Origin of the sequence: Micromonospora sp. NPDC048947 (assembly GCF_040649495.1) — a bacterium.
Classification (GTDB): Bacteria; Actinomycetota; Actinomycetes; order Mycobacteriales; family Micromonosporaceae; genus Micromonospora; species Micromonospora alfalfae.
Genome location: NZ_JBEZFO010000002.1, coordinates 58,729 through 71,699 on the forward strand (window position 1 = coordinate 58,729; position 12,971 = coordinate 71,699).

Consider the following 12,971-nt stretch of genomic DNA (forward strand, 5'->3'; position numbering starts at 1 on the left):
GGATCAGAGCCAGCCGTTGCGGCGGAACCAGCGGTAGAGGGCCAGTGAGACGCCGAGCATGAGGGCGAGGGCCACCGGATAGCCGTACGTCATCTTCAGCTCGGGCATGTTGTCGAAGTTCATGCCCTCGACGCCGGCGATGGAGGTCCAGACGGCGGCGATGGCCGCCCACGCGGCGATCTTGCGCATGTCGTTGTTCTGGTCGACGGTGACCTGGGCCAGCCGCGCCTGGAGGATCGAGTTCAGCAGGTCGTCGTAGGAGTTCACCTGCTCCACCGTGCGGCTCAGGTGGTCCTGCACGTCCCGGAAGTACTTGCGGATCTCCTTGGGCACGTCCCGGTTGACCTGGGAGGTCAGCGTCATCAGCGGCCGTTGCAACGGCACCACCGCCCGCTTGAACTCGACCAGTTCCCGCTTCATCTGGTAGATCCGCTGGATCCGCCCATGGCCGTGCCGGTCGAAGACCTCCGCCTCCAGCACGTCCAGGTCGTCCTCGATCTGCTCGGCCACCTCCAGATAGAGGTCGACCACCCGGTCGGTCACCCCGTACGCCACAGCCCACGGGCCGTGCAGGAGCAACTCCTGTTTGGTCTCCAGGTCGGCGCGGATCGGGGCGAGCCGGCAGGCATCGCCGTGCCGGACGCTGATCACGAAGTTCGGGCCGATGAAGAGCATCACCTGCCCGGTCTCCACCACCTCGGAGTTCTCGGTCAGCTCGGTGTGCTCGCAGTAACGGGCGGTGCGCAGCACCAGGAAGACGACGTCGCCGAACCGCTCCAGCTTGGGGCGCTGCTCGGCCTTGACCGCGTCCTCGACCGCCAGCTCGTGCAGGCCGTAGGTCTCCGCGATGGCTGTCATCTCGGCCAGCTCCGGCTGGTGCAGACCGATCCAGACGAAGCCGTGCTCCTCGCGGCGGGCAGCGGCCAACGCCTCCGCGTAGGTCCAGTCGCCGGGCTGTCTCCTGCCGTCGACGTAGAGCGCGCAGTCGACCACAGCGCTGCGGCCGGTGCCGGTGCCCGTCGGAGCCGGCACGGGCGGCGAACCGTCGGCGTTGAGGATCCGGGTCATCGCCCGGACCGGGGAGGGCCACGCCCGAGGTCGCAGCACCCGACCGGTGGTCGACGGTGCCGTCCGGTCCCGCTCTGTCCGATCCGTCATCGCGTCACCTCCCGCGCTCAGCTGCGGCTTGCAGGCTACGCCGATCGCGGTCGAGGACCGGTGTGACGGCGGTCGCGTGGGGCGGCGCCGGGCGGGCCGGGCCGCATCGGGGGGTGTGCGGGGGACGACACGGCCCACCCGGCACCTGTGGGGGCGGGAGGTTGTGCTGCCGCGTCAACCCGGCGGGGCCGGTCCGGAGGCCGGGCGGTGAACTCCGCAGTTGGCGGGGTGACGCTCGCAGCATTGTGGGCCAGCCGGCCGCCCGCAGGGGAGACCCGGGACGGCCGGCATCGTCGTTCTGTCAGGAACCCGACAGTTAAATCAGCTGCGGACGGCCTCGACGGCCGAGGCGAGCCGCCGGACACCCTCGTCGATCCGGTCGGCGGTCACCGCCGAGAAAGCCAGTCGGAGCGCATGCCGGCCGCCGTCCAGCATGAAGTCGCTGCCCTTGACCACGGCGACCCCGCGTTCGGCCGCCGCCGGAGCGAGCCGGTCGACAAGCACGTCCTCGGGGAACTCCACCCAGAGGAAGTAGCCACCGTCGGGCTCCACGAACCGCGCCTGCGGCAGGTGCCGGCGCAACGACTCGGCGAGCACCTGGGACCGCTCACCCAACGCCGCCCGGACCGTCTCGATCGAGCGGTCGATGTCACCGGAGACGCAGAACTGGTGCACGATCGCCTGGGACACCATCCCCGGGGAGATGTAGAGGCTCGTCGCGTTCTTCGCGATGGAGGCGATCAGGTCCGCCGGGCCGACCAGGTAACCGACCCGCACACCCGGGCAGACCGTCTTGGTGAAGCTCGACGCGTGCACCACCACGTTGCGGGTGTCCAGCGAGAGCATCGACGGCAGCGCCTCGCCCCGGAAGCGGACATCCGCGTACGGGTCGTCCTCGAAGATCGTGAACTCGTACTCGGCGGCCAGGTCGAGCAGCTCCCGGCGCTTCTCCTCCGAGAGCGTCATGCCGGCCGGGTTCTGGTAGTTCGGGATGACGTGCGCGAGCCGGGGGCGGACCCCGGACTCCAGCAGCTTGCGCAGCTCGGCGGTGTCCAGGCCGTCCGGCTGGACGGCAATGCCGTGCAGCTCACTGCCCATCCGCTGGAGGTTGAGCAGCGTCCGGTCGTACGTCGGGCGCTCCACCACCACCGCGTCGCCGGGGCGGACCAGGTGGTCGAAGAGGAACGCGTCGGCCTGAAGCGACCCGTTGGTCACCAGCACCTGGTCGGCCTCGACCCCGTGCTTCTCGGCGATCCACTTTCGCAGCGGAAGGTACCCGACGGAGGTGCCGTACGCCGTCACCCCAGCGGGGTCGGCGTCGAAGGCGCGTACGGCGGCGGCCTTGAGCCCCTCGACATCGACGATGTCCAGCGAGGGAGCCCCACGGGCAAAGGAGATCAACTGCTCGGCGGTCATGGATATTGAGCGTACGGGCGGCGGCGGGGGACGCGCGGTCGGCACGGCGATGTCCGCATCCTGAGCCACCGGGTCGGGTGACGGCACTCCACCGGTCGGCGGCAGATCAGACCGGAAGGGCGAGCGCGTCGTGCTGCGCGGCCCGGGAAAGCCCCTCCAACTGCACGCCGAGCGCGTCGAGGAGCTGACTCCAGTCGAAGTAGGAGCGCCAGGCGGTGATCCGGCCCTTGCGGGCCCGGACCACGTCGGCCACCTCCCAGCTCACCAGCCGGCCGGTGGGCGCGACGGTGCCGTACGGCGAATGCAGGGTGCCGGTGTGGGTGCCGGTCAGCCGCAGCTCGACAGCGGCGCCACCGCCGGTGCGGACCGCACCCATCGGGTCGACCCGCAGATCCGGAAAGGCGCCGGTCCAGGTACGCAGCAGCGCGGGCAGCTCGATCGGACGGACCGTCACGCCCGGCATGGCGTAGAACGCCTCCGGGGCGTAAAGATCCGGCAGCCGGGCCACGTCCCGACGCAGGAGCATCGCGTACTGCTGCTCGACCAGCCGCTCCGCGTCGCGCATCGGGACCTCCCCCACGGGCCACGGCACCTCCGCGCCCGCAAGGGATGTCTACCCATCGATCCGGCCCCGCACACCACCTCCGGTCAGGTCGTGGCGACCGCCTGGCTCTCCGACCAGACCCGCATGATGTCCCGCACGGAGATCACGCCGGCCACCTCCCGGCCGTCGAGCACCACCAGGTGCCGGAATCCGCCCCGGGCCATCGCGGCGGCGGCCTCGGCCACCGTCCACTCCGGCCCCGCGTAGACCACGTCCCAGGTCAGGTGGGCGCCGGTGCGTTCCACGTCGCAGTCGAGGCCGGCGCCGATGGCCTTCAACACGTCACGTTCGGTCATGATCCCCACGCCCTCGGAATCCGGGTCGATCACGACCGCCGACCCGACACCGCGGGCCGACATCATCCGGGCCGCCTGGCGGAGCGTGTGCTCCGGACCGACGACGAGGACCTGGCTGGACATCGCATCCCGTACCTGCATCACACATCACCCCTTTGGGACGGTGGCATTCGGTACGGACATGGTGGTCGGTGGATGTTTCCGGGACAAGAGCGGCATCGCACAAGCTGCGGACGCTGGCTACTGTCGGATGGTGTCCACCGAGCCCCTGCGCTGCGCCGGCGCGCTGATCGTCGACCATGACGGCCGCATCTTCTTTCAGCGCCGCTCACCACACCGACGCCTGTTTCCCAACTGTTGGGACATCGTCGGTGGCCACGTGGAGCCGGGCGAGGACATCGACGAGGCACTGCGCCGGGAGATCACCGAGGAGACCGGCTGGGTTCTCTCCCACGTCCTGGGCCAGGTGGGCGAGTACAGCTACGTCGGCGACGACGGCCTGGCCCGGACCGAGTACGACTTCCTGGTCCGCGTCGACGGTGACCTCGACCGCCCGATGCTGGAGGCCGGCAAGCACACCGAGTACCGCTGGCTGGCCGAGCACGAGGTGACACTGCTCGACGAGCACCGCCACGTCAACGACGGGCTGATCCGGCGGATCGCGGAGGAGGGCTTCGCCGTCCTGCGGTCGATCGGTCTGTGAACACCGTCGAACTGGCGCCCCACCGGATCGCCGGGCTGCTCGCACCTGCCGTGGACCGGACCTTCCGCGCCGGCATCCTGGCCGGCCGGGACGGTGGTGGCGCCGAACTGTCCCAGCGTTACGGCGGGGTGACGGCGACCGGTTTCCTGGTCGACCTGCGCACCCGGCTGGCCGCACCCGGTGGCACTGTCGACGGGCCCGGGTTCGCGGCGATCACCCGCTACCACGACCCGGTCGCCTGCCGGCGGACAGTGGACAAGCAGGTGGCCCACGGGATGATCTACCGCGGCCCGGGCGGCGCCCTGTCCGCCACCGAGCGGGGCGCAGCCTTCCTCGCCGAGCTGTACCAGGTGCACGCCGAGGTGACCGAGGAGTTGTGGGCCGGCCACGACGACCGGGTGGCCCGGCTCGTGGCGATGCTCGGCCGACTGCTGTCGTACGCCCTGGTGCTGGCCGACGAGGAGGCGCACCCGGTCGCCTCGGCCTTCGCCGCGCTGGCACCCCCGTACGAGCCGGACGGCACCCCGTCGGGCGTGCTGCTGCTCAACCGGCTCAGCACGCTGCGACACCACCGGGCCGACGCGCACGCCGCCGCCTGGACCGCCGCCGGGCACACCGCGTCGAGCATCGCCGCCCTGCCGGCCGGTCCCGAGCGACTCGCCATCGAACTGGAGACCGACCGGCGGGCCGCCGGCCCGTACGCAACGCTCAGCGCGGAGGAGCGCCTGACAATGCTCGCCGACCTGGCGGCACTGCCCGGCTGACCGGTTGGCCGGAGCGGCGCACCCAGCCGGCGCTATCCTCCACCGGTGACGGGAGCAGGACTAGGGAGGATGTCGCGATGATCGGAATGGTGCTCGCGGCCGGAGCGGGGCGACGGCTGCGCCCGTACACCGACACCCTGCCCAAGGCTTTGGTGCCGGTGGACGGCGAGACGACGATCCTGGACATCGCGCTGGGCAACCTCGCCGAGGTCGGGCTCACCGACATCGTGATCGTCGTCGGCTACGCGGCGGACGCGGTCGTCTCCCGCCAGGCGGAGCTGGAGAAGAAGTACGGGGTCACGCTGACCCTGGTGCACAACGACAAGGCCGAGGAGTGGAACAACGCCTACTCGCTCTGGCTGGCCCGGGAGTACTTCGCGCGTGGGGTGCTGCTGGTCAACGGGGACACCGTGCACCCGGTGAGCATCGAGAAGACCCTGCTGGCCGAGCGCGGCCCGGGCATCCTGCTGGCCGTGGACACCCTCAAGCCGCTGGCCGAGGAGGAGATGAAGACCACCTTCGACGCCGCCGGTCAGCTCACCCGCATCACCAAGATCATGGACCCGGGCGAGGCGTACGGGGAGTACATCGGCGCGACGCTGATCGAACCGCAGGTCGCCGACGCCCTCGCCGACGCACTGGAGGCGACCTGGCGACGGGACCCGAACCTCTACTACGAGGACGGCTACCAGGAGTTCGCCGACCGGGGCGGGGAGGTGCGGGCGGCGCCGATCGGTGACGTCCCGTGGGTCGAGGTCGACAACCACGCCGACCTGGCCCGCGCGCGGGAGATCGCGTGCCGCTACTAGCTCGGAGCGTCCTCACCCCGCTGCACATCGACGTGCGACGCGGGGCGGTCGCCGACCTGGGCGCGATCCTGGCCGACGGGCGGATCTCCTCCGGGGGCGACGTCGCGGTGGTGGTCGGCCCGGGTCAGGGTGCCCAGATCGCGGAGCTGATCCGACCGTCGCTTCGCTCGGCGGACGTGTTCACCGTCTCCGGCGGGACGCTCGACGCCGCCGACGACCTGGGCGGCAAACTCCGCGCCCGGTCCTACGACGCGGTGGTCGGCATCGGTGGCGGCAAGACCATCGACGTGGCCAAGTACGCGGCGACCCGCCGAGGGCTGCCGATGGTGTCGGTGGCGACCAGCCTCGCCAACGACGGGATCGCCTCCCCGGTGGCCAGCCTGATCACCGACGGGATCAAGGGCTCCTACGGCGTTCACATCCCGATCGGGGTGATCGTCGACCTGGACTTCGTGGAGAGCGGTCCGGACCGGCACAACAGGGCCGGCATCGGCGACGTGATCAGCAACATCAGCGCGCTGGCCGACTGGGAGCTGTCCCGGCAGGTACGCGGTGAGCCGGTCGACGGACTGGCCGCCTCCCTCTCCCGGGCAGGTGCCGAGGCGGTGCTCAACCACCCGGGTGACATGAGCGACGACGCCTTCGTGATCGTCCTCGCCGAGGCGTTGATCTCCAGTGGCCTGGCGATGGCTGTCGACGGCACCAGCCGCCCGTGCAGCGGCGGCTGCCACGAGATCATGCACGCTGTCGACTCGCTCTTTCCGGGGACCGCCTCGCACGGCGAGCTGGCCGGGCTGGGCGCTCTGTTCTGCACCTGGCTGCGCGGAGACCTCCGCCGCTTCGGGGAGATGTCGGCCTGCCTCGCCCGGCACGGTCTGCCCCGGCTCCCCGCCGAGGTGGCGCTCACCGACGACCAGTTCATCGAGGCGGTGCAGTTCGCGCCGCGTACCCGGCCGGACCGGTACACCATCCTCGAACACCTGGCACTGTCGCCTACCGAGACCCGGGAGCGGCTGGCAGACTACGCCGGTGCAATCCGCGACCAGCTTGGCTGACCCCCGTCCCACCGTCGCCGACTTCCACCGGGTGAACCGGGGCGGCGGCCTGTTCAGCGAGTCGATCAGCCAGTGGCTGGGGGCCGTCTTCGCGCTCGTCGCCCAGCGGCTCGGGCTGCGACCGACCGCGTTGACAATCACCAACCTGGTGCTCGGGCTGGCCACCTCGGTCACCGTGGTGGCGCTCGCCGGCCCGGTCGCCGCCGGGGACGTACCGGCCTGGGTGGTCGGCCTGCTCGCCCTGGTCGGCTGGCAGGTGGCGTACTCCCTGGACTGCGCGGACGGGCAGCTGGCCCGGGTGACCGGTCAGGGCAGCGCTGCCGGCGCGCGCGTCGACGTGCTCTGCGACGTGGCCGCGCAGATCGCCCTGGTGGCAGCGCTGGCCGCGACCGCCGTCGCGCAGGAGCCGGGCACACCGACCTGGCTGGTGGCCACGTTCGCGGGCACCTGGATGGTCAACCTGGTGACGTCGGTGATGCAGGCCGGCCCGAACGCGGCCAGCATGGTCACCTCGACCTCGCTGCCGGTGCGCCTGGTGAAGCTGGTCCGCGACTACGGCGCTGTGGTCTTCGTGGCCGCCGTGGTGCTCGCCGTGGCCCCCGCGCTGGTCCTCTGGGTGATGGTCGCCTTCACCATCGTCAACGGCGGTTTCCTGCTGGCGAGCATCGCCTTCTCGGCCCGCGCCTCCCTGCGCTGACCCACACCCACCCGCGCGCTGTGCCGTCGGGTCGCGCCGGCCGGCGCGCAAGATCGCGCCGCCCGCCCCCATGATCGTGCTCGATCCAGGAAATAGGCCCATCCGATCGTTCCGAGGCCACTACATCCTGGTTCGAGCACGATCTTGGGGCCGAGGGGCGCAGGCGGCGCAGGCGGCGAGGTGGGCCGGCGGCGCAGGGCGGGCTGAGTCAGACGTGGTTGGGGGTGCGGGCGAGGCCCGCATAGATGTCGATGAGCTGCCCGGTGACCACGTCGGGGTGGAAGATGCGCTCGTAGCGGGCGCGGGCGGCCACTGTCAGCCCGGACGCACCGGCACGGGCGACCGGCAGCGCGGCCGCGAGCGCGGCCGGCTCCGGGGCGACCACCCAACCGGCGTCGCCCAGACCGATCCCCGCCGGCATTGCCGGCCCGCCGCCACCCCTGGCGACAGCGGAGGCGATCTCGGCGGGCCCGGTGCCGGCGGGCTCGTGCGGGGCGTCGGCACCGACCAGGTACGGAATGCCGCCCAACGCCGTACCGAGCACCGGCCGGCCGCTCGCCAACGCCTCGATGATCACGGTGGGCAGCACGTCGTGCCACATGGCGGCGACGATCACCACAGCGCTCGCCTCGATCGCTGCCCGCACCCCGGCCCGGTCGAGCTGACCGAGATAGACCACGTCGGGTCGCTCGGCGGCGGCTGCCTCCACCAGGTGGCGCAGCTCGCCGTCACCGGCCACCCGCAGCGTGCCCAGCGAACCCACCGGGTGCCGGCGCCAGGCATCCAGCAGCAGGTCGACGCCCTTCTCCGGGGAGAGGCGGGCCATGTAGAGGAACCCGTCACCGAGCGGCGCCGGCCGACCCGGGTCGGGTACCGAGTTCGGCTTCACCACGATGCGTTCGTCCGGAATGCCGTATTCGCGGAGGTGATCGGCGATCGCCGAGGTGAGCGCGACGTACCGGTCCACCGAGCGCCAGGTGCCCCGGTGCACGGCAAGGGTGGTCGCCATCAGCGCGCTCTGCACCGCCGAGTCGCGGTAGCAGCGGTGCTTGATCGCCGGCACCCCCAACGCCCGGCCCTTGCAGTCCTGACAGATCACGCCGTCGCGGAAGTAGATCCCCGACGAGCAGACCTGCCGGTAGTTGTGCACCGTCTGTACCACCGGCACGCCGTGCCGGTGCGCGGTCCGCACCACCCAGGGCGAAATCAGGGGGTACGGGTTGTGCAGGTGCAGAACGTCCGGTCGGTGCTCGGTGAGCAGTCGGCTCAGGTCGTGTTGGGCGCGCGGCGCCCAGATCGGCGAGATCGGCAGCAGCGCCTTCGCCGCCGTCGACATCGACGGGATCTCGTCCGAACTGCGAATGAAGGGCAGCACCTCGACGCCAGCGGCGGTGAGCTGGGCGATCTCCGAGTCGACGATCGTGTTCTCACCGGAAGGCTGGGCTTCCCGGTACCGGTTGTGTGCCACCACGATTCTCACGGGAAAGAAGGCTACCGTTGTGTCGTGCCCGAACTACCGGAGGTTGAGGCGCTCGCGGGTTACCTGCGTCAGCGCGCGGTGGGGCGGCGCGTCGATCGGCTGGAGATCGCCGCGATCAGCGCCCTGAAGACGTACGAGCCGGCACCGACCGAGGTCGCCGGCCGGGCGGTGGTCGACGCCAGTCGGCACGGAAAGTTCCTCGACGTCCTCTTCGAGGGCGGCCTGCACCTTGTGGTGCATTTGGCGCGAGCAGGCTGGCTGCACTACCGGGAGGCGTTCCCCGCCACCACCCCGCTGCGTCCGGGCAAGGGCCCGATCGCGGTGCGGGTACGCCTGGATGACGGTTCCGGCTTCGACCTCACCGAGGCCGGCACCCAGAAGAAGCTCGCCGCATATCTGGTCACCGACCTCGCGACGGTCCCCGGGGTGGCAAAGCTGGGCCCGGACGCGCTCGCCGCGGACCTGCCCCTCTTCGCCGAGCGGCTGCGGAGCAGGCGGGGGCAGGTCAAGGGGGTGCTGACCGACCAGTCGGTGCTGTCCGGGGTGGGCAACGCGTACTCCGACGAGATCCTGCACGCCGCGAAGCTGTCCCCGTTCGCGATCACCGATCGGCTCACCGACGCCCAGATCGCCACCCTGCACGCCGCCACCCGGCAGGTCCTCGGCGACGCGGTCGAGCGGTCCCTCGGTCAGCGGGCCGCGGAGCTGAAGGGCGAGAAACGCTCCGGGCTGAAGGTGCACGCGCGCACCGGGCTGCCCTGCCCGCTGTGCGGGGACACAGTGCGCGAGGTGTCGTTCGCCGATTCCAGCCTCCAGTACTGCCCCACCTGCCAGACCGGCGGCAAGCCGCTCGCTGACCGTCGGTTGTCTCGCCTCGTACGGTGAGTAATTGCACTTCAGGACTACGGAGCGGAATCGCCCTCCCTGAGCGGAAGCTCCGGTCCGCCCTTCTCGCCACGCGCGCATCCATCGGTATAGTGGCCCGGTCCCCGGCTTCTGAAATGGTGCGGAGCCGGCCAGATCCCGCCAGCACCGTCGGTCGCCAATCTCCTTCGGGGCGACGACCGGTCGGGGCCCGCGTGGGAGACTGGGACGGTGGGCGACCCGGGCCTTCACGCCGAGTGAGCGGCCCGTGTCATGCGGGAGGACATGGGTGAGGTGACGGCAAGCCTCCAGCGCCCGGTAACCAACGAAGGCCGGAGCAGACTCGTGCGGCACGTCGACAGCTTCGAGATCCAGCCGCCGACGCCGCCGTCCCACAACGGCGTTCCTCGGTCGGCGTGGACGAGGGCGCGACGCCGTGTCTCCCGCTGGCACCGCCCCTACATCGCGATCCTGCTGCTGCTCGACTTCGGCGCGGCGGCGTTCGCCAGCTGGATCGCGATCCAGCTCTTCGACCAGGCTGCCTCCGGTTTCTCCGGCACCCAGCAGGACCCGACCTGGTTCCACACCGTCTCCTACCTGCTGCTTCCGCTCGGCTGGGTGGTGATCCTCTGGAGCAACCGGGCCTACGACCGGCGCTACCTGGGGCTCGGCCCGGACGAGTTCAAGCGGGTGATCCGGGCATCGGTGACGGTGGCCGCGAGTGTCTCCTTCCTCGCCTTCTCCACAGTCACCCAGCTCTCCCGTTTCACAGTGGGCACGGCACTGGTCGGCGCGACGCTGTTGATCCTCTGGGGCCGTTTCGTGGCCCGCTGGGCGCTGCACTACATCCGGCGGCGGGCCGGCCAGGCCGCTCACCGGATGGTGCTGGTCGGCACCCTGCCCGAGTGCCTGGAGGTCTACGCGGCGGTCACCCGCAGCCCGGCCGCCGGGCTGATGCCCGTCGCCATCCACATCACCGACGGGTACGCGGCGGCCCGCGGCATGCCGACCCCGGTTCCGGTGTACGCCGGACGCGACGTCCTGGCCCTGGTCCGTGAGGTCGGTGGGGACACCATCGCCGTCTGCGGGTCGGCCAGCGCGGAGCCGGGCGAGTTGCGCCGGCTGGCCTGGCAGTTGGAGGGTTCCGGCGTCGACCTGGTTGTCGCCCCGCAGCTCACCGACATCGCCGGCCCCCGGGTGCACATCCGGCCGATCGAGGGTCTGCCGCTGCTGCACGTCGAGGAGCCGACCCTCTCCGGGCCGGCGCTGCTGGCCAAGAACCTGATGGACCGGGTCGCCGCCGGTCTCGGCCTGCTGCTGCTGATTCCGCTCTTCCTGGCCATCGCCGTGGCAATCCGGATCTCCGACCCCGGCCCGGTCTTCTTCCGCCAGCCCCGGGTGGGGCACGAGGGGCGCACGTTCCGGGTGTGGAAGTTCCGGACCATGTACGTCAACGCCGAGGACCGGCTGGCCAGCCTTGTCGATCGGAACGAGACCGACGGCATGCTGTTCAAGATGAAGGAGGACCCTCGGGTCTTCCCGGTCGGTCGCTTCCTGCGGGCCACGTCGCTGGACGAGCTACCGCAGCTGATCAACGTGCTGTGGGGCGAGATGTCGCTGGTCGGGCCCCGCCCGCTACCGGCCGACGACGGTGACTTCCTGGGTGACGTGCGGCGTCGACTGCTGGTCCGCCCCGGCATGACCGGGCTGTGGCAGGTCTCCGGCCGCTCCGACCTGTCCTGGGACGAGTCGGTCCGACTGGACCTCTACTACGTCGACAACTGGTCGCTCGCGTACGACCTGAGCATCCTGTGGCGCACCGTCGGGGTGGTGCTCGCCCGCAAGGGCGCGTACTAGAGGGGTTGGCGCGCCGGCTCGCAGGGGCGAGGATCGCTGCGTGGCTGCCAACCTCTCCGCCGTGGTCGGCGTCGTCTCACTCGTCACCGCGTTGACCGCGGCCCTGCTGGCGGTGCTGCGGCTGCGGGCCCGCCGTGGCATCGCCACCGCCACCCAGCGGGCCACCTACGAGGTGCTGCACACCGCCGGCCTGGCCGCCGAGCCGCTGCGAGCGGGGTTGAGCGAGGCGGGCGCGGCGAAGGCCGTACGGCATCTGCGGGCGCTGGTGGGCGCGGTCGGGCTGGCGCTCACCGACGCCGACCGGCTGCTGGCCGTCGACGGGCGCGGCACGCACCACGGAGAGCAACTGCTCGCGGCGGCCCGGCGGACGGTGGACAGCGGCCGCTCGACGGTGCTGGGTGAGCAGGAACTGCACTGCGACCGGGTCGACTGCCCGGTCCGTGGGGCGGTGGTCGCGCCGTTGCTGGGGGCGGACGGCCGGGTGGTGGGCGCGCTGGTGGCGGTCGCCGACAGCCCGCCGCCTCCGGGGTTGGTGCAGGCCACCCTGGAGACGGCGCACTGGGCCGGCAACCAGCTCGCCCTGGCCGAGCTGGACTCGTCGCGGGAGCGACTTGCCCGCGCCGAGATCCGCGCGTTGCGGGCGCAGATCAGCCCGCACTTCATCTACAACGCGCTGACCGCGATCGGCTCGTTCGTCCGCACCGACCCGGAGCGGGCCCGGGAGCTGATCCTGGAGTTCGCGGAGTTCACCAGGTACTCCTTCCGGGCGCACGGGGAGTTCACCACGCTGGCCGAGGAGCTGCGGTCGATCGACCGCTACCTGACCATCGAGCGGGCCCGGTTCGGCGACCGGTTGCAGGTGCGGTTGCAGATCGCCCCGGAGGTGCTGCCTGTGACGCTGCCGTTCCTCTGCCTCCAGCCGCTGGTGGAGAACGCGGTTCGCCACGGGTTGTCCCGCAAGCCGGGCACGGGCATGGTGAGCATCGAGGCCCGGGACGCGGGAGCCGAATGCCACATCACGGTGGAGGACGACGGAGTGGGAATGGATCCGACCACGCTGACCGCCGGCATCGCCGAGTTGGCCCGCGGCACCGGCGACCCTGGCGACGACACGGGCCAGCACGTCGGCTTCTCCAACGTCGACGAGCGGTTGCGCTCTGTCTTCGGGGACCGGTTCGGCCTGGTCGTGGAGACCGGGTTGGGCTCGGGCACGAAGGTGAGCATGCGGGTGCCGAAGTTCCACCCGGGCGTGCGGGCAGGGTCGTGAG

13 protein-coding genes are annotated in these 12,971 nt (G+C 71.3%); 8 read left to right on the forward strand and 5 right to left on the reverse strand.

Going from position 1 to position 12,971, the window contains the following annotated elements:
* Positions 1 to 3: 3 nt before the first annotated feature.
* The 4 genes from corA to AB0B98_RS03640 all read right to left on the reverse strand — a co-directional run bounded on the left by corA (position 4) and on the right by AB0B98_RS03640 (position 3,615).
* Positions 4 to 1,158 carry a magnesium/cobalt transporter CorA gene (gene corA, locus AB0B98_RS03625; protein WP_238669977.1) on the reverse strand — a complete coding sequence of 385 codons (1,155 nt, stop codon included), beginning with the start codon at positions 1,156 to 1,158 and terminating at the stop codon, positions 4 to 6.
* A gap of 321 nt (positions 1,159 to 1,479) precedes the next feature.
* Positions 1,480 to 2,574: a PLP-dependent aminotransferase family protein gene (locus tag AB0B98_RS03630; protein ID WP_238669978.1), complete on the reverse strand. Its 1,095-nt coding sequence runs from the start codon at positions 2,572 to 2,574 to the stop codon at positions 1,480 to 1,482.
* Positions 2,575 to 2,680: 106 nt separating this feature from the next.
* Positions 2,681 to 3,139 (reverse strand): ester cyclase, encoded by a 459-nt coding sequence (locus AB0B98_RS03635; protein WP_124770741.1) that lies wholly within the window; start codon positions 3,137 to 3,139, stop codon positions 2,681 to 2,683.
* An 83-nt stretch (positions 3,140 to 3,222) separates the two neighbouring features.
* Entirely contained in the window at positions 3,223 to 3,615 is a 393-nt protein-coding gene (locus AB0B98_RS03640) for a CBS domain-containing protein (RefSeq protein ID WP_030487774.1), read from the reverse strand.
* 109 nt (positions 3,616 to 3,724) lie between these two features.
* Here AB0B98_RS03640 and AB0B98_RS03645 point away from each other — a divergent pair, with 109 nt between their 5' ends.
* From AB0B98_RS03645 to AB0B98_RS03665, 5 genes are all read left to right on the forward strand, one after another.
* Positions 3,725 to 4,177: an NUDIX domain-containing protein gene (locus AB0B98_RS03645; protein WP_357360672.1), complete on the forward strand. Its 453-nt coding sequence runs from the start codon at positions 3,725 to 3,727 to the stop codon at positions 4,175 to 4,177.
* The gene (locus AB0B98_RS03650) at positions 4,174 to 4,941 is read left to right on the forward strand and encodes a hypothetical protein (RefSeq protein WP_357360674.1); all 768 of its coding nucleotides are present in this window, start codon (positions 4,174 to 4,176) and stop codon (positions 4,939 to 4,941) included. The genes AB0B98_RS03645 and AB0B98_RS03650 overlap by 4 nt, the downstream gene beginning before the upstream one ends.
* Before the next feature lie 77 nt (positions 4,942 to 5,018).
* Positions 5,019 to 5,750 carry a phosphocholine cytidylyltransferase family protein gene (locus AB0B98_RS03655; protein WP_238669981.1) on the forward strand — a complete coding sequence of 244 codons (732 nt, stop codon included), beginning with the start codon at positions 5,019 to 5,021 and terminating at the stop codon, positions 5,748 to 5,750.
* Positions 5,738 to 6,805 carry an iron-containing alcohol dehydrogenase family protein gene (locus AB0B98_RS03660; protein ID WP_179781433.1) on the forward strand — a complete coding sequence of 356 codons (1,068 nt, stop codon included), beginning with the start codon at positions 5,738 to 5,740 and terminating at the stop codon, positions 6,803 to 6,805. The genes AB0B98_RS03655 and AB0B98_RS03660 overlap by 13 nt, the downstream gene beginning before the upstream one ends.
* The gene (locus AB0B98_RS03665; protein ID WP_091396866.1) at positions 6,780 to 7,502 is read left to right on the forward strand and encodes a CDP-alcohol phosphatidyltransferase family protein; all 723 of its coding nucleotides are present in this window, start codon (positions 6,780 to 6,782) and stop codon (positions 7,500 to 7,502) included. Before AB0B98_RS03660 ends, AB0B98_RS03665 begins: the two co-directional genes overlap by 26 nt.
* A gap of 208 nt (positions 7,503 to 7,710) precedes the next feature.
* Here the strand turns inward: AB0B98_RS03665 and AB0B98_RS03670 are convergent, their stop codons facing one another.
* Positions 7,711 to 8,982 (reverse strand): glycosyltransferase family 4 protein, encoded by a 1,272-nt coding sequence (locus tag AB0B98_RS03670; RefSeq protein ID WP_357360676.1) that lies wholly within the window; start codon positions 8,980 to 8,982, stop codon positions 7,711 to 7,713.
* Positions 8,983 to 9,006: 24 nt separating this feature from the next.
* On the opposite strand from AB0B98_RS03670, the gene AB0B98_RS03675 reads away from it, so the two are divergent.
* From AB0B98_RS03675 to AB0B98_RS03685, 3 genes are all read left to right on the forward strand, one after another.
* Positions 9,007 to 9,867 (forward strand): DNA-formamidopyrimidine glycosylase family protein, encoded by an 861-nt coding sequence (locus AB0B98_RS03675; RefSeq protein ID WP_238669986.1) that lies wholly within the window; start codon positions 9,007 to 9,009, stop codon positions 9,865 to 9,867.
* Between the two features lie 264 nt (positions 9,868 to 10,131).
* Positions 10,132 to 11,703: a sugar transferase gene (locus AB0B98_RS03680; RefSeq protein WP_186718385.1), complete on the forward strand. Its 1,572-nt coding sequence runs from the start codon at positions 10,132 to 10,134 to the stop codon at positions 11,701 to 11,703.
* 40 nt (positions 11,704 to 11,743) lie between these two features.
* Positions 11,744 to 12,970, forward strand: a complete 1,227-nt coding sequence (locus AB0B98_RS03685; protein WP_357360678.1) for a histidine kinase — start codon at positions 11,744 to 11,746, stop codon at positions 12,968 to 12,970.
* Position 12,971 lies beyond the last annotated feature (1 nt).

Coding starts and splice junctions, on each gene's coding strand:
- corA (WP_238669977.1), bottom strand. CDS start 1,158: ATGACGGATCGGACAGAGCGGGACCGGACGGCACCGTCGACCACCGGT.
- AB0B98_RS03630 (WP_238669978.1), bottom strand. CDS start 2,574: ATGACCGCCGAGCAGTTGATCTCCTTTGCCCGTGGGGCTCCCTCGCTG.
- AB0B98_RS03635 (WP_124770741.1), bottom strand. CDS start 3,139: ATGCGCGACGCGGAGCGGCTGGTCGAGCAGCAGTACGCGATGCTCCTG.
- AB0B98_RS03640 (WP_030487774.1), bottom strand. CDS start 3,615: ATGCAGGTACGGGATGCGATGTCCAGCCAGGTCCTCGTCGTCGGTCCG.
- AB0B98_RS03645 (WP_357360672.1), top strand. CDS start 3,725: ATGGTGTCCACCGAGCCCCTGCGCTGCGCCGGCGCGCTGATCGTCGAC.
- AB0B98_RS03655 (WP_238669981.1), top strand. CDS start 5,019: ATGATCGGAATGGTGCTCGCGGCCGGAGCGGGGCGACGGCTGCGCCCG.
- AB0B98_RS03680 (WP_186718385.1), top strand. CDS start 10,132: ATGGGTGAGGTGACGGCAAGCCTCCAGCGCCCGGTAACCAACGAAGGC.